This is a genomic window from Acinetobacter sp. ANC 7912, assembly GCF_039862785.1.
GTDB classification, from domain to species: Bacteria; Pseudomonadota; Gammaproteobacteria; order Pseudomonadales; family Moraxellaceae; genus Acinetobacter; species Acinetobacter thermotolerans.
Map to the genome: position 1 here is coordinate 2,895,760 of NZ_CP156795.1, position 20,580 is coordinate 2,916,339.

Here is a 20,580-nt window from a genome sequence, read left to right on the forward strand (position 1 = left end):
AAGCTTCAGAACATCAACTTAGAAGTCCTCCAGAATAAAGGAGATCAGGCATGATCCACGCTGGCAATGCCATTACCGTCCAAATGCTTTCGGACGGAATTGCAGAATTCCGCTTTGACTTACAAGGTGAGTCGGTCAACAAATTTAACCGTGCAACAATTGAAGATTTCAAAGCTGCGATTGAAGCGGTGAAATCAAACGCTGAGATCAAAGGTTTGATTGTCACTTCAGGTAAATCGACATTTATCGTGGGTGCAGATATCACAGAGTTTGGTGAAAACTTTGCACAAGGCGAACAAGCTATTGTGGAATGGGCATTGCCTGTTCACGACATTTTCAACTCTTTTGAAGATTTAGACATTCCTAAAGTTGCTGCAATCAATGGTATGGCATTGGGCGGCGGCTTCGAAATGTGCCTGGTATGTGACTACCGTGTCATGTCAGAACAGGCACAGGTTGGTCTTCCAGAAATCAAACTGGGTATCTTCCCTGGTTTCGGCGGTACGGTTCGTTTAAGCCGTGTAATCGGTATCGACAATGCCGTTGAATGGATGGCAATGGCGAACCCTAAAAAGCCAGCTGCTGCACTGAAAGACGGTGCTGTAGATGCGGTGGTTGCTGCAGACAAACTGCAAGAAGCTGCAATTGACCTGGTGAAACAGGCAATTGAAGGTCGTCTGGACTGGAAAGCAAAACGTCAGGAAAAACTTGATCCTGTAAAACTGAGCATGCTTGAGCAAATGATGGCGTTCAATACTGCGAAAGGTGCAGTACTGGCAAAAGCAAACCCTGCTCAATACCCAGCGCCTAAGCTGATGCTGGACTCTTTACAGGCAGGTGCAAGCCTTCCACGTAACGACGCACTGAAAGCTGAAGCTCAAGGTTTCGCGAAAGCTGCTGTGACTCCACAAGCGGGTGCGCTGATCGGCCTGTTCCTGAACGACCAGGTGGTGAAGAAAACTTCCAAGAAATATGAAAAAGGTGCGCATCCTGTAAACCAGGCTGCTGTTCTAGGCGCGGGTATCATGGGTGGCGGTATTGCTTACCAGGCGGCAAGCAAAGGCACGCCTATCATTATGAAAGACATCGGTAACCCACAACTTGCACTGGGTATGTCTGAAGCAAACAAACTGCTGACCAAGCAGGTTGAACGCAAGAAGATGAAACCGGCACAAATGGGTGAAACCCTTGCGCGCATCCGTCCTACTTTAAGCTATGACGAGTTTAAAGAAGTGGATATCGTGATCGAAGCGGTAACCGAAAACCCTAAAGTAAAAGGTATCGTACTGAAAGAAACTGAAGCGAAAGTTCGTGAAAACACGATCATTGCTTCTAACACTTCTACGATCTCTATTACGCGTCTGGCTGAAAACCTGGAGCGTCCTGAGAACTTCGTGGGTATGCACTTCTTTAACCCGGTACACATGATGCCGCTGGTCGAAGTGATCCGCGGTGAGAAAACTTCTCCTGAAGCGATCGCGACAACCGTTGTTCTTGCTCAGAAGATGGGTAAAACACCAATCGTTGTTAACGACTGCCCGGGCTTCTTGGTAAACCGTGTCCTGTTCCCTTACTTCGGTGCATTTGACCTGTTACTGAAAGACGGTGCTGACTTCCAGCAAGTTGACAAAGTGATGGAAAAATTCGGCTGGCCTATGGGCCCTGCTTACCTGATGGACGTGGTTGGTATCGACACTGGCGTTCACGGTGCAGAAGTCATGGCGGAAGGCTTCCCGGACCGTATGAAGCCAGACTTCAAAGGTTCAATCCAGGTGATGTACGAAAACAAACGTCTAGGTCAGAAAAACGACGTTGGTTTCTACAAGTACGAACTGGACAAGAAAGGCAAGAAAGCGAAACAGGTTGACCCAACTGCTTACGAACTTGTGGCTTCTGTTGCAACCGCTGAGAAACGTGAATTTGATCCGCAAGAGATCATTGACCGCATGATGCTGGCATTCTGTAACGAAACTGTTCGTTGTCTGGAAGACAACATCGTTGCAACACCTGCTGAAGCAGACATGGCAATGATCATGGGTGTAGGCTTCCCTCCATTCCGTGGTGGCCCATGCCGTTACATCGACCAAACTGGTGTAGCTGAGTACGTTGCGCTTTGCAACAAGTACGCACATTTAGGGAAAGCTTATGAAGCGCCGCAATCTCTGCGCGACATGGCTGCTAACAATAAAAAATTCTACGGTTAAGGAGCAACGTGAATGGCTACTTTAAATCCACGTGACGTTGTCATCGTTGATGGCGTACGTTCAGCAATGGGTAAATCCAAAAATGGTATGTTCCGCAATGTACGTGCTGACAGCCTTTCTGCTGAACTGGTACGTGCGCTGGTTGCTCGTAACCAATTCGATGTCAACGAAGTTGAAGACGTGATCTGGGGTTGTGTCAACCAGACGCTTGAACAAGGCATGAACATCGCGCGTAACATCGCGTTGCTGGCGGATCTTCCTAAAACTGTTGCAGGTCAAACGGTAAACCGTCTGTGTGGTTCTTCTATGCAGGCAATCCACACCGCAGCTGCGCAAATCGCAACTGGCCAGGGTGATATCTTCATCATCGGTGGTGTAGAACACATGGGTCACGTTGGCATGATGCACGGCATCGACCTGAACCCAGAAGCATCTAAACACTATGCAAAAGCATCTAACATGATGGGCTTAACTGCTGAAATGTTAGGTCGCATGAATGGCATTACCCGTGAAGAACAAGATGCGTTCGGTGTTGAATCTCACCGCCGTGCTTGGGCTGCAACTCAGGAAGGCCGTTTCAAGAACGAAATCATCGGGATCGAAGGTCATGATGCGAACGGCTTTAGAAAACTGTGCGACATCGACGAAGTAATCCGTCCAGATGCGAACCTGGAAGCGTTCAAAGCACTGAAACCAGTATTCGACCCTAAAGGTGGTTCGGTAACTGCTGCGACTTCTTCTGCGCTGTCTGACGGTGCATCTGCAATGCTGCTGATGTCTGCTGAACGTGCTCAGGCGCTTGGTCTAAAACCACGTGCAGTGATCCGTTCTATGGCGGTTGCAGGCTGTGACGCTGCGATCATGGGTTATGGTCCTGTACCAGCAACTCAGAAAGCGCTTAAACGTGCTGGCCTGAAAATTGAAGACATGCAGACCGTTGAGCTGAACGAAGCGTTCGCTGCACAAGGTCTGTCTGTTCTGAAAGGCTTAGGTCTGTATGAAAAACAGGACATCGTGAACCTGAACGGTGGTGCGATTGCGTTGGGTCACCCATTGGGTTGTTCTGGTGCACGTATCACGACTACCCTGCTAAATGTAATGGAGCAGCAAGATACTCAAATCGGTCTTGCGACCATGTGTATTGGTCTGGGTCAAGGTATCGCGACCATTATCGAACGTGTTTAATTCTTAAATACTTCGATCAAAAAATCCTCGCTTCGGCGGGGATTTTTTATTTTCGCAGATTCAAATCCCAAGTGCGACACATTTGTAGTTAGTTGAAAAAGTTAGGTGTATTCATAGAATCATTAGACTTTTTCAACTCGCAATTGGAAAGCACACAATGAAGAAATACACCCAACTTTCTCAAGATGAAAGATACGAAATTTATGCTACTTTGAAAAGTAAAAGCTCAATCGCTAACCTTGCTCGGGAGTTAGGGCGTTCACGATCAACCATCTACCGTGAATTAAAAAGAAATACTGGGCAACGTGGATATAGGGCTCAACAGGCAGCTAAATTTGCAAGTCAAAGACGGTACCGTCCTTCCTCATCAATGACAGCATTTGCCTTCGCCTATATTGATTATTTAATTGGCTTGGACTGGTCACCAGAACAAATTTCAGGTGCTTTAACACAACGCGGTTGGCTGGATGTACCTTCACATGAGTGGATTTACCAGTACATTTATCAAGATAAATCAAAAGGCGGTAAACTCCATCTACACTTAAGGCATCAGAAGAAATATCGAAAACGAGGTTACAAAAACACGGATCGTAGGGGGCAAATCATTGATAAAACAAGTATTCACTGTCGAGACCAGGTCATTGATCAACGACAACGTTTAGGAGATTTCGAAGGTGACACGGTGATTGGTAAACATCATAAAGGTGCTTTATTAACCCTTGTTGATCGAAAGAGCCTGTATGTACATATTGTTCATTTAGGATCAACGAGAGCATCCTCTCAAACGATTACTTGTGCGTTAGATCGTTTACGAATGAGCCATGCTTATAGTGTGACATTTGATAATGGTAAAGAATTTTCCGAACACAAAAGAATTACTGATGCCGGGATAGAGACGTATTTTGCTGATCCTTACAAGTCTATTCAGCGAGCTAGAAATGAAAATACGAATGGTTTAATCCGTCAATATCTGCCAAAATCATCATCGTTTGATGACGTGTCAAACGAACAAATAGAGCAGATAGAATTTGCACTCAACCATCGTCCTAGAAAAACGCTAGGTTGGTATACACCGAGTGAAGTTATGGCTGGTTTTTATACTGTTGCACTTGCCGCTTGAATCCGCCTTTTAATATGCAGTTAAGATTTTGTAAAAATAGAAATTATTATTTATGCTGTGTCAGCATACTGACTAAAACCTTAAAATAACCATGAAAAAATATTTAGCATTTACGACTCTAAGTTTGAGCCTTGTGGGGTGCGCGAGTACACCAAAAGCACCAAAATCTGATTACTTTGCCCAAGTTCAAAAAGAATTTAAAACCCAACCTGTAGCGGTTTTGACAGATGCCTGTCTGCTACGTAAGGAAGTGGGTAATAATCATATTTTACTTGAGCCATCTAATCGGATAGCTACTGCGATTACGCAAGAATTGATACAGCAATTAAACCGCAATCAAATAAAGGTCACACAAAACTTCCAGCAGTTGCATTGTGGTTTCTTTGAAAAGAAAGTGATTCAGACTTATAAAAAACGTCAAAACCTAGATGCTAAACCTGAGGATTTAGCGGTTTACCCTGTCTTTGCAACCAATCAGCCCCAATTAACTGATCTGCAAGGTGTAAGTCTGCAACTGCTGCATCAGAAAACTTTTAAAGTCGGAATCGGTCGTTATAATTTCAGTAATAATTATCAACCGGTAAATATTGAAATTACTGACGCCCAGCTTGAACAATTAAAACCTTTATTAGGCACGTCTAAAGTGTTGGTGATGCAAGTCTTGGGACAGCAACCTTCATTGGGTAATCGTATTGGCAACATTGCAGGAAGTCTTGCCTTAGCTGCGGTCACCATGGGTACAGTCACCACAGGTGATCCAATTCCTCAAGAAGGACAATATTATTTGTTGTCATATGTCGATTTGGACAAAAAGCAAGTTCTTTGGTCAAAGCAGCAAAAGTTTGATGGCAAGCTCTACCAAACTGAACCTGTGAGCTTAAATACACCAGATATGTTAAAGCCACTAGGCCTTTAAAAATACAAATAAAAGAGATCCCGCTTTGGCGGGATTTTTATTAAAGATACAAATGTTATCCCTTTGTAAATTTAGTTGAATATTCAACCATTAAAATCTTATTCCTCAGCTAGTTAAATTTCATAGGCGTATCATATTTCTATCTCTTCCCTCCTTTTCTCCTATGGGGTTTAACATGACTATGCTTAAAACACTACTTGCAACTGCAATCGTTGCAACTTCAGCTTCTGCTATGGCTACTGAAGCGACTTCTCCTGTTGCTGCAATGAAAGCGCAAGTACAAGCAAATGCTATTCAAGCCGTTACACCAGCTCAAGCAAAAGTAGCAACTGCAACTGTTAAGGCACAAGATGCTACAGCGAAGGCAGCTGCTAACAAACAGGCTGCTGTAGCAAAAGCAGATGCTGCTAAACAACAAGCAACTGAAGCTAAAAAAGCGGCTGATGCCAAAGCTGTTGCTGCAACAACTGAAGCAGCTAAAAAAGTAGAAGCAGCAAAAGCTGCACCAGCTCAAGCAGAAAAAGCGGCTGAAGCAAAAGTTGAAGCAGTAAAAGCCGATGCAGCTGCAAAAACTGCAGAAGTCAAAGAAACTGCAGCGGTGAAAACTGAAGAAGCTAAAGCTGAAGTCACAAAAGCTGCTGAACAACCTGTAGTAAAAGCTGAAAAAAAAGGTCTTTTCTCTTGGTTTAAAAAAGCAGCTTAATCCTGCGTTTTAAACCCAAAAAGGATGTCATCTGACATCCTTTTTTATTGCTGATATTTTTAAATATTTAAAAATTAAGCGGAAACTTTCTGCGCCAGCATGGTGGCAAAATGCTGCTTGATTCTATTCCCCTGTGCATCCACCCGATGCAACTCACCAATATCTTCATTGTATTTAATTAGCTTCCAGCCTTTATACAGTTCGCTTAACTGACCCGGTTTAAAAGCAAAAGGAAAGTCCGGCTGGGCCGGAATATCATCGGTATCCATGACACAGACAATCAGGTTATAGCCATTGAGCTTGGTCGCCTGCTGCATCTGGGCAATCAGGGCTGGAACGGTCTGGGCTTCAAGGAACATCATCACCACGGTACAGCAGATAAAGTCATAGCTGCCAGAAATGCTTGGATCAGCATTCAAGTCCCGCTGTGCCGCCTGAATATTTTGAATGCCTTCTACCGCAATGATCTGCTTGAGTTTATCCAGACTATTCGGATTGACATCCCAGGCATCTACCTCATAACCCATCTGGTTAAGATACAGCGCATTGCGGCCCTGCCCGCAGCCCACATCCAGCGCACGTCCGCCAGTCAGATACGGCTTTGCCATCACCATTTCAGAATGGGTTGGGGTCAGGCCATATTTTTTAGCAAAGTAGTCCTGCTTGCTGCAGTAAAATCGCAGCTGGCATTCCACATCTGGACTGCTGGAAACAATCTGATGCCAGCACTGTGGCTCGATCATCGGTGGTTGCTGCTCAGAACTAAATACATGTGTCGACAGAATTTCGCCATTTTCATTGACAAAGGCAAAGGTCAGCTCACCCTTTAACACTGTCAGCTTGGCCCAGGTGCCGGTCTTGGTATTATGCGGACGCTGGAAACCCTGCGGAATACGCTCCTGTGTCCAGATCGGCATTTCTTTGTAGCAGACGAGATCCTGGGTCATGCAGCATTGCTCCTGTTGTTGTGCCATTTTATTTAGCTGTTAAATCTCTGTTTATCTATAACATGTCTATGCTTTTGCTGCCATGCTCAAGATGGCTTACAGACAAATAGCACTTTGCTGTTACAAGGCTTCTTCGACAATTTTTTGATTTTTTGTCTTAATTTGCTGCATTTGTTTATTCAAGTTTTCAATATCTTTATATAGCGCGATAAAGGGCTGAACCGCTTTCTCATCATGGAACATAAACATGCGGTTTCGTTTTTCCCATTTATACTTCTTTAGCAAGGCAAATAGCTGATCAGCCTTGGCCAGACTCTGCTTTTCAATTTCAAAAATGGCATAGGCATCATTTTCCTGCTCGGTCGCTCTCAGGTTCTGCGCCAATTGCTGACGGTAACGCTGCTTGATGTCCAGCTGTTTTACTTCTTCAATTTGATTCGCTTCACGGCGCTTGATGGTGGCTTCATAGTCATCCACGATCTGATGCACCTGCTTGAGCATGGCTTCGGTTTCTTTATAGCCTTGGGTCTGATCCTTGGCGAGACGGTCGATATTCAGGAACTGATCCCACTTGGCTGCTTTGAGGTCACGTAAGTACTGGTTGCGTTCTTCGGCACGATCACGCATCTGGCCCAGCACATACTCGGCCATCACCGCATAGTCACCATCCAGCCGCTCTTCTTCAATCTCCAGCTGGATTGGTTTTTCCCAATCCTGCGCCTGCTCGAAGATTTCTGCCGTCTTTTCGGTCAGCACAGCCTCATATTCAATCAGCTGGGCTTTATCCTGCTTCTGCATGGTGTATTGATAGAACAAGCCAGCAAAGACCACCAGCGTTGCTCCAGCCAGAATGACAAAGACACGTGGCATGCACATGCTCCTCTGCTGCAGGTAAACATCGATTACCTTTTCATCAATATGCTGATTTTTTGGATAAAAAGCAATCTAGCTATACAAAAACCTACAGCAGCCATCCGATTATGGATTCGACCGGTTCAAGCACGTTTTAAAGATGCAACGTGCTTAAACGGTCTTGAAGCTTTTAACAGCCATTGGCTGCACACCATTGATTCAGTAAAGTCCGGTCTACATTGTTCTGGTTAAACTGCTCTCGGGCCCGCTGCACATTGGTGGCATTTCGGTCGATACCAAATGGCGCCAGCATCAGGTAAATACCATCGCGCGGATCAGCGGAGCGCAAGCCATCAGCAATTGACTGCACATATTGCTGCAGGCCCGGTGGTAAGTCATCCAGCCGTGCCGGATTAGATCTTGGTATAATCTCGATATCACCGGCATAATCAGCATTGACAGTATAGTCCTGCAGTTCACGTTCAATTTTCATGAGTCGCATGTTTAAGGCTTTTTTCTGGCTGGTCTGTTCCTGCAAAGGTGGCATGATAGTTTCTGCACGCAGTTCATCCTCGGTCATCACGGTTAAGGTCGACAAAGTGACCGGATCAGACGCAGCATGAGCATCAATTAGAAACAGCGCTGTAAATAGACTAAGTAACATCAATAAAGATGAGTTGAGGAAACGCATAGGACGCCCTCCACATCATTCAGGGGGAGAAATTCTATTGTTGCGCTAACTGGTGTAAAGTTGCTCAGTCTTAGTGTGAATATTCATATACCAGCCTGACCGCTGCCACTGATTTGGACTGTGATTGAGTTGAAAATCAGAAAGAAAATAGACTCGGCTCCATAAAATAACCGCAATAAAAAATCCCCGACTGGCGGGGATAGATCTGTCAGCAATACCTTAAGGATATCGCGGCAATTGCACTGCAGGAACAGTATGATTCTGATTTTCCAGGAAACCGATATTCACCTTGTCCATATTGATGTTGAACTTGATGCCACGATCTGGATCCATACTATTACTACGGTCAATGCCGAAATTTCCCAGAATGGTATATAGCCCTTGAGTCGGGTCACTGGATTGCAAACCTTGGGCAATGGTCATGACATACTGTTGTAGCGCTGGCGACAGGGAGTTCAGATTCGGTTCCGGTATTGGCTGAAAATCCAGGTTGGCAACGATATCCGGATTGACCATGAAATTCTCGGCATTCCATGTCCCACGAATCACCTGATGCTGGAGCGCACGCAGATTCTTCTCTTCCTGTACAAATGGCACATAGCCGGTTTCATTACTCATTTCCGGTTCGGCCATCACGGTCATCTTCGGTAAAGTCACAACCTCTTTTTCTTCCTCTGCGTATACCCCTAGGCTGCAAGTGCCCAACAGGATGCCACATAACGATATTCTGATGCTGTTCATTGGCTTTACCCCATTTCTCTTGGTCACAGGCTGAATGCTGTGACCAATGAATTAAAGTCAGTTCTGGATTGGTTATTAACTAGCTTAGCGCGATTTTTTGCAGAACTCATGCTTCCTCAGATGAATGACATATAAACTAAATTCTAAGGAAGATCGGAAATATACGAACGGATTGGAAAGGCGTGGCAATCAACAGAAAAAGGCAATCACAGAGGGATCTAAAAATTACAGGCGAAAAAAAACCTCAAACAATGTTTGAGGTTTTTCGAATATGGTGGCGAGACCCAGGATCGAACTGGGGACACACGGATTTTCAATCCGTTGCTCTACCAACTGAGCTATCACGCCGATGCGGTGTATTAAGCCGTATCTGCATACATTAGTCAATCAAAATCCGAAAAAAATTGATCGAATGTGTAAAATTTAATCCAAAAAAAAATCCCTGATGGGATCAGGGATTGAAAACTTTGAATCGTTTTGAATATGGTGGCGAGACCCAGGATCGAACTGGGGACACACGGATTTTCAATCCGTTGCTCTACCAACTGAGCTATCACGCCGATGACGCGTATTAAACCGTTTCAGCCGCATGCCGTCAAGCATGAAAAGTACATTTTTTACCAATCGCCTACTTTTACAGCAAATTGTTTCCTCTGCTGTCTAATTTTTAAGTCAAGGCGCTAAATAATTCATTTTCAATCAAAAATCAGAATAAAAAAAGCAGCCCGAAGGCTGCCTGAATCAGGGCATCAGCAAAAAAGTATTTAGATTTTTTCCAGATGCGCCAGACAACGGTGAATCGCACCACATCCTGGCTCAAATACCTTCACGCCTTTCTCTTCTTCCATCCGACAGACTTCGCTAACCAGCCTTTCTGCAACCCCGCGTCCACGGTTGGCCGGATGCACGACCACATTCTGCAGCAGGCGGGTTTCGCCTTGACCGGTGCACCAGATCGCACCAATAATACGGGTATTAAATTCTGCAGTATAAAGTACGCTATACTGTTGCAGGTTTTGCTCTAGTTGTTCCATGGCATCGGCCCCGTCACTAAATTCCGGGCTGGTGTCATACAGTCGCTCAAGCTGGCTGCGCACTTCATCATTTTCCAAAGAAGTATAGGCATGTACGGTAATAGGCATTGATAAACCCTCCTGAGCAATCTAATATGCGGTGACGTCGTCACGGCGAAAATATTTTCTACATCAATCATTTTGACGTATTTGAGGAACGTGTCTATGACAGATCGTATCAGTGAAGTGGTAAGAAATACCAACGAAACCAAAATTCGGGTTCGCCTGAATCTCGATGGTACTGGTCAAGGCACTTTAAACACTGGTGTTCCATTTTTAGATCATATGATTGATCAAATCAAGCGACATGGTTTGTTTGATATTGACATTCATTGTGACGGCGACCTGGAAATTGATGATCACCATACCGTAGAAGACTGCGGGATTACCCTGGGTCAGGCCTTCGCTCAGGCGCTGGGTGACAAGAAAGGTTTACGTCGCTACGGACACTTCTATGCCCCGCTGGACGAGTCTTTGAGCCGTGTTGTGGTCGATCTGTCTGGCCGCCCTGGCCTGTTCATGGATATTCCATTTACCCGCGCACTTATCGGTACCTTTGATGTAGACCTGTTCTCTGAATTCTTCCAGGGCTTTGTAAACCACGCGTTGATGACCTTACACATTGACAACCTAAAAGGTAAAAACAGTCACCACCAGATTGAAAGTGTGTTCAAGGCATTTGCCCGTGCCCTGCGTATGGCATGTGAAGTTGATCCACGTGCTGCCAATACTGTTGCTTCAACCAAAGGTACCCTGTAATGACCCGTATTGCTCTTCTTGACTATGGCATGGGAAATCTTCATTCCGCTGCCAAAGCATTAGAATATGTCGGTGCTACAGTAGATGTGACCAATGATCCAAAGCTGATTGCTCAGGCAGACAAGATTGTCTTTCCGGGTGTAGGTGCAATGCGTGACTGTATGCAGGGCATGCATGAAGCGGGTATTGATGATGTGGTGCGTCATGCGGTATTCAACAAACCTGTATTGGCGATCTGTGTCGGTATGCAGGCACTCATGCAACGCTCTGAAGAAAATGGCGGTGCCGATGCACTGGGTATTTTTGAAGGTGAAGTGAAACGCTTCCCCGATGTAGATGGTTTGAAAGTGCCACATATGGGCTGGAACCAGGTACATCAGGCTGATCCTAACCATCCGATGTGGAAAGACATTGAACAGGATGCGCGTTTCTACTTCGTGCATAGCTTCTATGTAGAACCGAAAGACCCAAGCATTATTGCTGCAACCTGTGATTATGGTCTGGAATTCTGTACCGCATTGCATAAAGAAAACCTGTTTGCGACCCAGTTCCATCCGGAAAAGAGTCATACTGCAGGTCTGCAATTGCTGAAAAACTTTGTGGAATGGGATATCTAATCTCTGTTCCTGTAAAAAGCCCGCAATTTGCGGGCTTTTTACTCTATAGTTGATCTTACTCTTTTTCATCCAAGCTATTTTGAAACGATTCAAAATCCTCTATGCTTGGAATAAGTACAATAAAAATAATCTGATATGACAACCACGCAGGATTCTGTTCGCTCTCCTCATGGACGTTTTAGTCGCTGTAGCTGGCTGGCATGGCAAATGATCTTGTTGTTCTGGCTCATTCCTTTAGCCCTGATCTTGTTGGCAACATCACCATTTTTACATGTGCATAATTATCAAAATTGGATGCTCTGGATTGCTTATCCATTCATTGCGATTTATCTGGCAGTGCTGTTCTATTTTTCCGTGGTCTTTACCATTCGACGCTTGCATGACCTGAACCATTCCGGCTGGTTGAGTGTAATGATGGTGATTCCTGGGCTGAATCTGCTGTTTTTCTTTTATCTGGTGATAGCCAAAGGGAGTACATCCAAGAACCGTTATGGTTTGCCCCGTACTGTCCAAACTTGGGAAAAACCGCTCGCTATCTTGTATCTCTTACTGAGTCTTTATCTGCTGAGTACCTTCGCCATGGCACTGTATAGCAATTATCAAGTCAAGCTCACAGCACAAGCTCAGTCTGCGGTAAACTTGCAATAACACTTAAATGTAAACCCGTTGTTGGGCTGATTTTATGGACTCATCACTTGCATACCAACTACCGAGCAAAGCAGAAATCGCCCAAATGCCATTATTTCAGAATCTACCCTTTGCACAGATTCAGGTGATCCAAAACCTGAAGCAATGTGAATCGATCCGTGCAGAACTCTTTCAGGCAGCCGTCTTGGGCTTTGATTCCGAATCCAAACCGATATTTAATAAAGGTGAAGTACAGACAGGACCACATCTGATTCAACTGGCAACCTTGGAGAAAGCCTATTTATTTCAGATGAAACCTGAGATTTTGGAGTTTCTTAAACCGGTCTTTGCCAGCCGTGATCAAATCAAGGTCGGCTTTGGCTTAAAAAATGATGCCCATCTGTTCCGCAAAAAAGGGATTGAACTGAATAGCGTCATTGAACTGTCCAAATGTTTCGGCGGTTTTGGGTTTCAAAATCCGGTGGGAGTGAAGAATGCCATTGCCCTGTTATTTCAGCAGAATTTTCCAAAATCGAAAAAAATCAGTACCTCCAATTGGGCTAGTCCTCAATTGACTCCAGCACAGATTGAATATGCGGCAGCGGATGCCTATGCCTGTATTCTGGTATTTGAAGAATTACTCCGCCTCGGACAATTGCCCAAGCATATCCCGAATACCTCGTTCAAACTGCGGATTCGCCCGCATATGAATATTTAATCGCTCTATACTAATAGACACCCAAGCCAGCCATGACAGGTTTTTTCATATATCTGATTCATGATTTAGATTTAGAAATCCACCGTTTATTTGTTAAGATGGCAGCCATTCAAATTCAATCGACGATTAGGCCAGGAGCGAAAGCATGCTGATCATCCCTGCAATTGACCTGAAAGATGGCAAATGTGTCCGTTTAAAACAAGGTCGTATGGAAGACGATACTGTATTTTCTGATGATCCAGTAGCAACGGCTCAGCATTGGGTGAATGAAGGTGCGCGCCGTCTGCATCTGGTTGATCTTAATGGTGCTTTCGCCGGTACACCGATTCATAAGCCTGTGGTTGAAGCGATTGCCAAAGCACAACCTAACCTGCCAATTCAAATCGGTGGTGGTATTCGCTCACTGGAAACCATCCAACACTATCTGGATGCTGGCGTGTCTTATGTCATCATTGGCACCAAAGCAGTCAAAGAACCTGAATTCGTTGAAGAAGCATGTAAACAGTTCCCGGGGCATATCGTTGTCGGTATTGATGCCATGAATGGCATGGTAGCAACCGATGGCTGGGCCAATGTCACTGACGTGAAAGCAACTGAACTGGCGAAACGTTTTGCCGATGCCGGCGTTTCTAGTATTGTCTATACCGACATCGCACGTGACGGCATGATGCAAGGCGTAAACGTTGAACAGACCGTGAATCTGGCAACTTACTCAGGTCTGCCTGTGATCGCTTCTGGTGGTGTGACAAATTTAGATGATGTGCGTAACCTGAAAGGCCAACCGGGCATCCTCGGTGCAATTACCGGTCGTGCCATCTATGAAGGCACATTAAACCTGCACGAAGCACAGGCGCTTTTAGACGCCTAATCTAAAGTCCTGATGCTGTTAAAAGAGGTCTTCGGGCCTCTTTTTATTTTGAATTGAATCCTGATCTCCCATGTCATCTGTCTCTCATTCTTCTTTTTTTAAATCACGTTTACCACAACTCTCCCTGATCCTGATCACTCTGATCTGGGGTGGTAGTTTTCTGACGGTTAAATATGGACTGAACTTTAGTAGTCCAGTGCTTTTTGTTGCCCTGCGCTTTGCTGCTGCAGCCATCGCTGTCACAGCTATTTCCTTTAAGCATCTGCGTGGGATGACGCTAAAAGAAGTTCTTGCTGGCGCTGCCATCGGTGCGGTGATTGCGCTGGGCTATGGCACACAGACGGTCGGTTTGCAGAGTATTAGTAGTAGTGAATCGGCATTTCTAACCGCGCTGTATGTTCCTTTGGTGCCGATTCTGCTTTGGCTGCTGTTCCGCAAACGGCCACATCTGATGACTTGGGTAGGTGCCCTGTTAGCATTCTTGGGGCTGGTTTTTCTGACTGGCAATGGTTTTGGCACCATCCGGCTCAACTTCGGTCAACTGCTGACTTTGCTCGGCTCCATCGCCATTGCAATGGAAATCATTTTGATCAGTCACTTTGCTCCGAACGTGAATACCCGGCGAGTGACGGTGTTACAGCTCATCTTTGCTTCGTTATTCTGCTTCTTACTGGCACCTTGGATTGGTGAACATGAGTTGCCAAACTTTCACTGGCATCTGGCTGGCATTCTGGTGGGACTTGGCATTGCCAGTGCCTGTATCCAGCTGGTGATGAACTGGGCACAAGAGATGGTCGATCCGTCTCAGGCCGCGATCATTTATGCGGGCGAACCGATCTGGGCCAGTTTATTTGGGCGACTGGCCGGTGAACGCCTGCCTGCGTTGGCACTACTCGGTGGTTTAATGGTGGTGCTAGGGGTGATAGTCAGTGAATGGAAACCAAAGTTTTTAAATCGGAAGGTAGGAAAAGTAAAAGAAATCACTGAATAGTAGATGGTGAATCCCAGCTCAATGACTGAAGCCAAGCCCTAAGAATCGTTTAAATCAAAAGGCATGTTCCAGACATGCCTTTTGATTTTCTCTAATCGATAACTGTTGAAGACTAACGATACATTGGCAAATTGTCATTCAGACGCATAATGCCACGAATGGCACGATACACAATCCAGATCCAGGACAGTCCAATCACGATCAGACAGAAACTGGTGGCACCTAAGGCCACGCCAGCAAACAGATCTGGATCTTCATCGGTAAAGAATAAAAACAGGAAAGGAATAAAGGCCACAATATTCCAGATCAGGTACCACCAGAAAGTCCGAATCTGCCAGGTAAAGTGACTTTCAAAAATGCTGCCGCGTACCGCGCTACGTTTGACATAGTTAATGATCAGAGCAATGACTGCCAGCAAACCACCGCTAAAAATCGCCACGACATAGAGAACATATAAGATAAAGGTCAGGGTACGGTTAGAATCCTTGTCAATCGAATAGTTCATGCCCTCTCCTTTTATTGTAAATTTCCCCTAGATATTCAAGCTGTTTAATGGGGAAATGAGCCATAGAATCAAAATGATATTAAAAGCTATGGTACAAAAATAAATCTGCCGAAACGGTTGTTTTTGTGTTTTATGTCGCAGCTTCTGCTGTGCCAGCCAGGCTGCTGGCCAGCCGCCAAGAAACGCCAGCAAATGCAAGGTATTTTCCGGCACACGGCGATTGCCGAGTTGTGCGGCTTCCTTGTCCTGAGCATAGAACCAGTAGGTCATTACATTCATGATACTGACCAGCAACAGCACCATACCACTTAATAAGCCCAGCAACGTCAGAATAGCAAGCACAACTATATAGCCTGCACAAAGCATCTGCATCGGCTGCAGTTTGGTCGTTTTCTGAGAAATGCTCTTCTTCTGTTGCACCTGCAAGGTTTTGGCCTGAGAGGCTTTGAGGTACATGACCTGCTGAGCACAGTAACGCCCCTGCTCATCCAGAATTACGGTATAGTCCAGGGCACAACCGACAATCGGGCACGGCCCGGGACGGGCAAAATCCTTGATATGCAGAAAGACACGTGCCTTGTTCGGGTCATTCGGTTGAATAAAGCCGTACCCCTTATCATCAAACCATTCCACCAAACGGCCCTGATCCCGCATCTTTCTGTCCTTTCCTTTAAGCTGTGACAAACTTCAAACGTTCAATCAGCATATTGCGCATCTCTTCCGGATTTTTCTGCAGAATGTCTGCACCGGTACGACCTTCTGCTGCATTTTTCTGTGCCACTTGCAGGCGCATCATCCAAAAACGCCCTGCAGCCATCGCCAAATACAGCTGCAAGCAGGCTTTTTCATCTTCTGTCAGTGGGCGCACAGTTTCATAGGCTTTCAGGAAAGCCACGGCACGTTCTTCATTTAAAGTCACGGCTGGATAATCGGTACAGAAGTCATTCAGGGTAATGGCAATATCAAACAGGAATTCATCTTTATTCAGTTCATAAAAATCCAGAATACCTTTCAGCTCATCGCCTTCAAATAAAGTATTGTCACGGAACAGATCGGAATGGATAAAGCCACGTGGACGGTCGGTATAAACAGCGGTTAATGCTTCATAGAGTCCCAACAATTTCCCCAGCAAGACCTTGTCGGCTGCATTTAAAGTGGGCTTGACCTCTTGTGCCACGTTATACCAATAGGCATGGTCACGGACGAATTCACGCTCCAAGTGGAAATCTTGTAAAGCCACATGGATTTTAGCCTGGGCGATGGCAATCGCTTCGCATTGGGCCGTGGTCGCTGGCATGGGATGCTCTCCCATCAACCGTGGCGCAATCTGTGCCGGCTTCCCCTTGATGCTATGAATGGCTTTACCTGAATGTGATAAGGGTACCGGCACCGCAACACCGGCTTTTCCCAGATGTTCAAGTACAGGCACCAGTTCTCCTGCCGCCTGTTCATCCATGTCTTCAAACACTGTCAACACATATTGCTGGTCTTCGCAGACCAGAAAGTAGTTGGTGTTCTGAATACCTCCTTGAATGGGAATCAGATCGATCGCCTTCAGACCATACGGCGCTGCAAAATCCTGAACTTCCTTTAAAGTCAAAGTGGTATAAACCGACATAGAAAACCTGCGAAAAAACTTACATATTTTTGCTAGAATACCGTTTCCATCTGCCAAGGTGTAGCGCTTGTGTAGGTGAGTTTCATAATCGGCTGTAATACTTGGAAAAATTTATGCTAGCTAAACGTATTATTCCCTGTCTCGACGTGGACAATGGCCGCGTGGTCAAGGGTGTGCAGTTCCTTGATATTCGTGATGCGGGCGACCCGGTCGAAGTGGCGCGTCGCTATAATGAACAGGGTGCCGATGAAATTACTTTCCTAGATATTACTGCTACACATCATGGCCGCGACACCACTTACCGTACTGTAGAACGTATGGCGGAAACCGTATTCGTGCCATTAACTGTGGGTGGCGGTGTACGTAAGGTTGAAGATATTCGCCTGCTGTTAAATGCCGGTGCAGACAAAGTTAGTATTAACTCGGCAGCCGTATTCAACCCTGAATTCGTACAGGAAGCATCACAACGCTTCGGTGCACAATGTATTGTAGTGGCAATTGACGCCAAGAAAACTGGCGACAACAAATGGGAAATCTTTACCCACGGCGGTCGTAAACCGACTGGCATTGATGCGATTGAATGGGCTGTGAAAATGGCCGACTACGGCGCAGGTGAACTGCTGATCACCTCCATGGATGCCGATGGTACCAAAGCCGGTTATGACCTGGCGCTGATGCGTGCGATCAATGACCGTGTCACCATTCCAACCATCGCTTCTGGTGGCGTAGGTAACTTACAGCACTTAGCCGACGGGATTCTAAAAGGCGGTGCCGATGCGGTACTGGCAGCATCAATCTTCCACTTTGGTCAGCATACCATTCCTGAAGCCAAGGCGTATCTAGCTGCACAAGGCATTGAAATGCGTCTGTAACCTGCTCAAAACATCAAAACAAAAAAATGCATGCTGATCATGCCTTTTTTTATCCCTTTAGCCGTAAAACCTCGCCCTTCAGGGCGGGGATATAAGGCTGCAATCCGCTAGTCCCCCTTGTGGGGATTAGCTAGGATTGCTAATGCGGTGTTTGCTGTTGTTGGATATATTGTTTAATAATCCCAATGGGAGCACCTCCACACGATGCAGCGAAATAACTAGGCGACCACAAAGCATTCCCCCATAATTTGTTTTTAATTTCAGGGTGTTTAGTTCTTAAAATACGACTAGATGCACCTTTTAGGCTGTTAACCAAGCTAGAAATAGCTACTTTTGGTGGATAGTTCACAAGTAAATGAACATGATCATGCTCACCATCAAATTCTACCAACTTAGCTGCAAAGTCTAAGCAAATGCGCTTGAATACTTCATTCATAGTTTCGAGCATAGCTTTGGTAAAAACATCTCTACGATATTTAGCCACAAAGACTAAATGAACGTGCATATTAAAAACACAGTGACGACCTGTTCTAATCTCTTGACTATTATCCATAGACCAAATATATTTTAGTGATGAAGACACTTAAATTACGCATAAAAGACAAACATTGCAAGGTGCTAGACCAATTGGCATCTGAAGTTAATTTTGTCTGGAACTATGTCAATGATTTGTGTTTTAAACACTTGCAAAGAAAACAACAATTCTTTTCAGCTTACGATATTGCTAAATACACGAAAGGTACATCAAAAGAGTGCAATTTGCACAGCCAAACCATACAGGCAGTTGCGGAAGAATTAGTTACTCGAAGAAAGCAATTTAAAAAAGCCAAGCTAAAATGGCGTGTCAGTAACAAAAAAAATGCTAGACGTTCTCTCGGTTGGATTCCATTTAAAAAAGTGGCGGTGAAATATGCCGATGGGTATGTCCAATACGGCAAGCATCAATTCAAGCTATGGGACAGTTACGGACTAAGTAAATACAATGTTAAAACAGGCTCGTTTGTCGAGGATAGCCGAGGGCGTTGGTATGTATGTCTTGTGGTTGATTCAATTAAAACAGAGAAAACCACCGCTAAAACCTCAATTGGCATTGATCTAGGACTCAAAGACCTTGCGACTTGCTCAGATGGTGTAAAGTTCAAAGCGCCTAAAATCTATCGTCAATATGAACAAAAACTTGGTATTGCTCAAAGAGCAAGAAATAAAAAACGTGTCAAAGCGATTCATGCCAAGATCAAAAATCTACGTCAAAATATGCTGCATCAATTCAGTCATAAACTGGTGAATGAACATGCAGCCATCTTCGTTGGTAATGTGAATGCCAAAGCATTGGCACAGACAAAATTAGCTAAGTCTGTACTCGATGCAGGTTGGACGACCTTAAGAACCATGCTCAAGTATAAATGCGAGAACGCAGGGGTATGGTATGAAGAAGTCAATGAAGCCTATACCACCCAAACTTGCTCGTGCTGCGGCTCACGCTCCAGTAGTCTGAAAGGTAGAGCAGGACTTGGAATAAGAGAATGGCAGTGTGTGGAGTGCGGTACATTCCACGATAGAGATATAAACTCAGCACTGAATATTCTTGCGCTCGGACATGGGCGTCTCGCAGGAGGAATCTCCGTCCTTTAGGTCGGAGAGGATGTCAATTTCTGAGAACTGCTACACATGAAATGTGCAAATTTTTTGACAAAAAAAAGGAGTCTTGCGACTCCCTATAAAACCAAGAAAAGACTACAGCGCTTGGTCTGAACATAACTAAAAAAACTAATAATAACTCAAGTATTCATTACCATCTGCCAGCTTTAGGCTACTTCGCTGACAGGTGTAAATATAGGTTAAAAAAAACACGAAATATTGACAATAAAATGAGCTTTTATTGACAAATTACGACAAAAATAGTATGCAAATGTATTAATTTTGTTTTTATAAACCATCACGCTCCCTTAATCCTTGTATTTCGCGGGTTCTCGACCCATTTGGCTGGGAAAAAGCGGTTAATACCGTCTGTCAGAAATGTCGCAACAGGTGCTGGAAGTGTGATCCCGAGCGGGTTTTGTTCCTGCAGTTCAGCTGAGGAAATTACCCGTGTTCCCATGACATAATCAAACCAGGGTCGGGTCACGCACCAGTTGGCATCCTGATTACTGTTCATGTGATGGTCGTAATGCCAGGGAATGTGTTTTTTCGCCCATTCTGGCTCTAGATGTGCCCGGTGATGCACATAGAAATACTTAGCGGTACTATACAGGGCTGCTGCCGACATGCTTTTAGAGATGGGGTAAAACGCCAACCCAAAAACTGTAGCCACCGCCACCAGAGAACCTACCTCATTACGGGTACGCCAGTTACGTAGACCTTCCACATAGCCCTGATCAAAAAATGCCGTTTTACGCACAATACGGTGATGTTCCCAATGCGACTGCATCGTGCGCGGTACCGGACTAAAGCGTGTCTGCCCCTTGCGATGTACGCCATGCAGCACATATTTATGTGCAAACCATTCAAAGGCATTCGCCACCACCAGACCGGCAATAAATCCTTTAATCATCTCGATTCCTCCCGAAACTTTA

The 20,580-nt window shown here is 45.1% G+C and carries 23 protein-coding genes and 2 tRNA genes; 13 read left to right on the forward strand and 12 right to left on the reverse strand.

Going from position 1 to position 20,580, the window contains the following annotated elements:
* Nucleotides 1-50 precede the first annotated feature (50 nt).
* From fadB to ABEF84_RS14180, 5 genes are all read left to right on the forward strand, one after another.
* Nucleotides 51-2,204, forward strand: a complete 2,154-nt coding sequence (gene fadB / locus ABEF84_RS14160; RefSeq protein ID WP_347454645.1) for a fatty acid oxidation complex subunit alpha FadB — start codon at nt 51-53, stop codon at nt 2,202-2,204.
* Between the two features lie 12 nt (nt 2,205-2,216).
* Entirely contained in the window at nt 2,217-3,389 is a 1,173-nt protein-coding gene (gene fadA / locus ABEF84_RS14165) for an acetyl-CoA C-acyltransferase FadA (RefSeq protein ID WP_034588021.1), read from the forward strand.
* Between the two features lie 157 nt (nt 3,390-3,546).
* On the forward strand, nt 3,547-4,509 hold the full coding sequence (locus ABEF84_RS14170; RefSeq protein ID WP_075174500.1) for an IS30-like element IS18 family transposase: 963 nt from the start codon (nt 3,547-3,549) through the stop codon (nt 4,507-4,509).
* A 91-nt stretch (nt 4,510-4,600) separates the two neighbouring features.
* The gene (locus tag ABEF84_RS14175; protein ID WP_034589123.1) at nt 4,601-5,425 is read left to right on the forward strand and encodes a hypothetical protein; all 825 of its coding nucleotides are present in this window, start codon (nt 4,601-4,603) and stop codon (nt 5,423-5,425) included.
* A 175-nt stretch (nt 5,426-5,600) separates the two neighbouring features.
* Nucleotides 5,601-6,128 carry a hypothetical protein gene (locus ABEF84_RS14180; protein WP_034589127.1) on the forward strand — a complete coding sequence of 176 codons (528 nt, stop codon included), beginning with the start codon at nt 5,601-5,603 and terminating at the stop codon, nt 6,126-6,128.
* Nucleotides 6,129-6,202: 74 nt separating this feature from the next.
* On the opposite strand, the gene tehB is transcribed toward ABEF84_RS14180, so the two are convergent.
* The 7 genes from tehB to ABEF84_RS14215 form a co-directional block, all read right to left on the reverse strand.
* The gene (gene tehB / locus ABEF84_RS14185) at nt 6,203-7,075 is read right to left on the reverse strand and encodes an SAM-dependent methyltransferase TehB (RefSeq protein ID WP_034589130.1); all 873 of its coding nucleotides are present in this window, start codon (nt 7,073-7,075) and stop codon (nt 6,203-6,205) included.
* Between the two features lie 120 nt (nt 7,076-7,195).
* Nucleotides 7,196-7,945 (reverse strand): hypothetical protein, encoded by a 750-nt coding sequence (locus ABEF84_RS14190; protein WP_034589131.1) that lies wholly within the window; start codon nt 7,943-7,945, stop codon nt 7,196-7,198.
* Between the two features lie 172 nt (nt 7,946-8,117).
* Entirely contained in the window at nt 8,118-8,618 is a 501-nt protein-coding gene (locus ABEF84_RS14195) for a hypothetical protein (RefSeq protein WP_034589133.1), read from the reverse strand.
* 219 nt (nt 8,619-8,837) lie between these two features.
* Nucleotides 8,838-9,359: a hypothetical protein gene (locus tag ABEF84_RS14200; RefSeq protein WP_034589135.1), complete on the reverse strand. Its 522-nt coding sequence runs from the start codon at nt 9,357-9,359 to the stop codon at nt 8,838-8,840.
* Nucleotides 9,360-9,631: 272 nt separating this feature from the next.
* Nucleotides 9,632-9,707, reverse strand: a tRNA-Phe gene (locus tag ABEF84_RS14205).
* 136 nt (nt 9,708-9,843) lie between these two features.
* Nucleotides 9,844-9,919 (reverse strand) — tRNA-Phe (locus ABEF84_RS14210).
* A gap of 204 nt (nt 9,920-10,123) precedes the next feature.
* Nucleotides 10,124-10,501 carry a GNAT family N-acetyltransferase gene (locus tag ABEF84_RS14215; protein WP_034589136.1) on the reverse strand — a complete coding sequence of 126 codons (378 nt, stop codon included), beginning with the start codon at nt 10,499-10,501 and terminating at the stop codon, nt 10,124-10,126.
* Between the two features lie 96 nt (nt 10,502-10,597).
* Here ABEF84_RS14215 and hisB point away from each other — a divergent pair, with 96 nt between their 5' ends.
* The 6 genes from hisB to ABEF84_RS14245 all read left to right on the forward strand — a co-directional run bounded on the left by hisB (nt 10,598) and on the right by ABEF84_RS14245 (nt 15,012).
* Nucleotides 10,598-11,191, forward strand: a complete 594-nt coding sequence (gene hisB / locus ABEF84_RS14220) for an imidazoleglycerol-phosphate dehydratase HisB (protein WP_347453271.1) — start codon at nt 10,598-10,600, stop codon at nt 11,189-11,191.
* A complete protein-coding gene (gene hisH / locus ABEF84_RS14225; RefSeq protein WP_034589139.1) occupies nt 11,191-11,808 on the forward strand; it encodes an imidazole glycerol phosphate synthase subunit HisH in 618 nt (205 codons plus the stop codon). Before hisB ends, hisH begins: the two co-directional genes overlap by 1 nt.
* Before the next feature lie 135 nt (nt 11,809-11,943).
* Nucleotides 11,944-12,456 carry a DUF805 domain-containing protein gene (locus ABEF84_RS14230; protein ID WP_347453272.1) on the forward strand — a complete coding sequence of 171 codons (513 nt, stop codon included), beginning with the start codon at nt 11,944-11,946 and terminating at the stop codon, nt 12,454-12,456.
* Nucleotides 12,457-12,490: 34 nt separating this feature from the next.
* Complete coding sequence (locus ABEF84_RS14235; RefSeq protein WP_347453273.1) at nt 12,491-13,153, forward strand: 3'-5' exonuclease; 663 nt, start codon at nt 12,491-12,493, stop codon at nt 13,151-13,153.
* 145 nt (nt 13,154-13,298) lie between these two features.
* A complete protein-coding gene (gene hisA / locus ABEF84_RS14240) occupies nt 13,299-14,021 on the forward strand; it encodes a 1-(5-phosphoribosyl)-5-[(5-phosphoribosylamino)methylideneamino]imidazole-4-carboxamide isomerase (protein WP_347453274.1) in 723 nt (240 codons plus the stop codon).
* Nucleotides 14,022-14,091: 70 nt separating this feature from the next.
* Nucleotides 14,092-15,012 carry a DMT family transporter gene (locus ABEF84_RS14245; protein WP_034589146.1) on the forward strand — a complete coding sequence of 307 codons (921 nt, stop codon included), beginning with the start codon at nt 14,092-14,094 and terminating at the stop codon, nt 15,010-15,012.
* 112 nt (nt 15,013-15,124) lie between these two features.
* Here the strand turns inward: ABEF84_RS14245 and ABEF84_RS14250 are convergent, their stop codons facing one another.
* From ABEF84_RS14250 to ABEF84_RS14260, 3 genes are read right to left on the reverse strand one after another with little or no spacing between them, the layout of a single operon-like run.
* On the reverse strand, nt 15,125-15,517 hold the full coding sequence (locus ABEF84_RS14250; RefSeq protein ID WP_347453275.1) for a hypothetical protein: 393 nt from the start codon (nt 15,515-15,517) through the stop codon (nt 15,125-15,127).
* A gap of 27 nt (nt 15,518-15,544) precedes the next feature.
* Nucleotides 15,545-16,171 carry a DUF1294 domain-containing protein gene (locus tag ABEF84_RS14255; RefSeq protein ID WP_347453276.1) on the reverse strand — a complete coding sequence of 209 codons (627 nt, stop codon included), beginning with the start codon at nt 16,169-16,171 and terminating at the stop codon, nt 15,545-15,547.
* A 16-nt stretch (nt 16,172-16,187) separates the two neighbouring features.
* Nucleotides 16,188-17,135 carry a homoserine kinase gene (locus ABEF84_RS14260; RefSeq protein ID WP_034589152.1) on the reverse strand — a complete coding sequence of 316 codons (948 nt, stop codon included), beginning with the start codon at nt 17,133-17,135 and terminating at the stop codon, nt 16,188-16,190.
* A 113-nt stretch (nt 17,136-17,248) separates the two neighbouring features.
* On the opposite strand from ABEF84_RS14260, the gene hisF reads away from it, so the two are divergent.
* Entirely contained in the window at nt 17,249-18,007 is a 759-nt protein-coding gene (gene hisF, locus ABEF84_RS14265; protein ID WP_034589153.1) for an imidazole glycerol phosphate synthase subunit HisF, read from the forward strand.
* A gap of 139 nt (nt 18,008-18,146) precedes the next feature.
* Here the strand turns inward: hisF and tnpA are convergent, their stop codons facing one another.
* Nucleotides 18,147-18,560, reverse strand: a complete 414-nt coding sequence (gene tnpA, locus ABEF84_RS14270) for an IS200/IS605 family transposase (RefSeq protein WP_347454644.1) — start codon at nt 18,558-18,560, stop codon at nt 18,147-18,149.
* A gap of 20 nt (nt 18,561-18,580) precedes the next feature.
* Between tnpA and ABEF84_RS14275 the strand changes: the two genes are divergently transcribed.
* Entirely contained in the window at nt 18,581-19,639 is a 1,059-nt protein-coding gene (locus tag ABEF84_RS14275; RefSeq protein WP_034586922.1) for an RNA-guided endonuclease TnpB family protein, read from the forward strand.
* Nucleotides 19,640-19,943: 304 nt separating this feature from the next.
* Here ABEF84_RS14275 and ABEF84_RS14280 read toward each other — a convergent pair whose 3' ends face one another.
* Nucleotides 19,944-20,558, reverse strand: a complete 615-nt coding sequence (locus ABEF84_RS14280; RefSeq protein WP_034589156.1) for a hypothetical protein — start codon at nt 20,556-20,558, stop codon at nt 19,944-19,946.
* Nucleotides 20,559-20,580 lie beyond the last annotated feature (22 nt).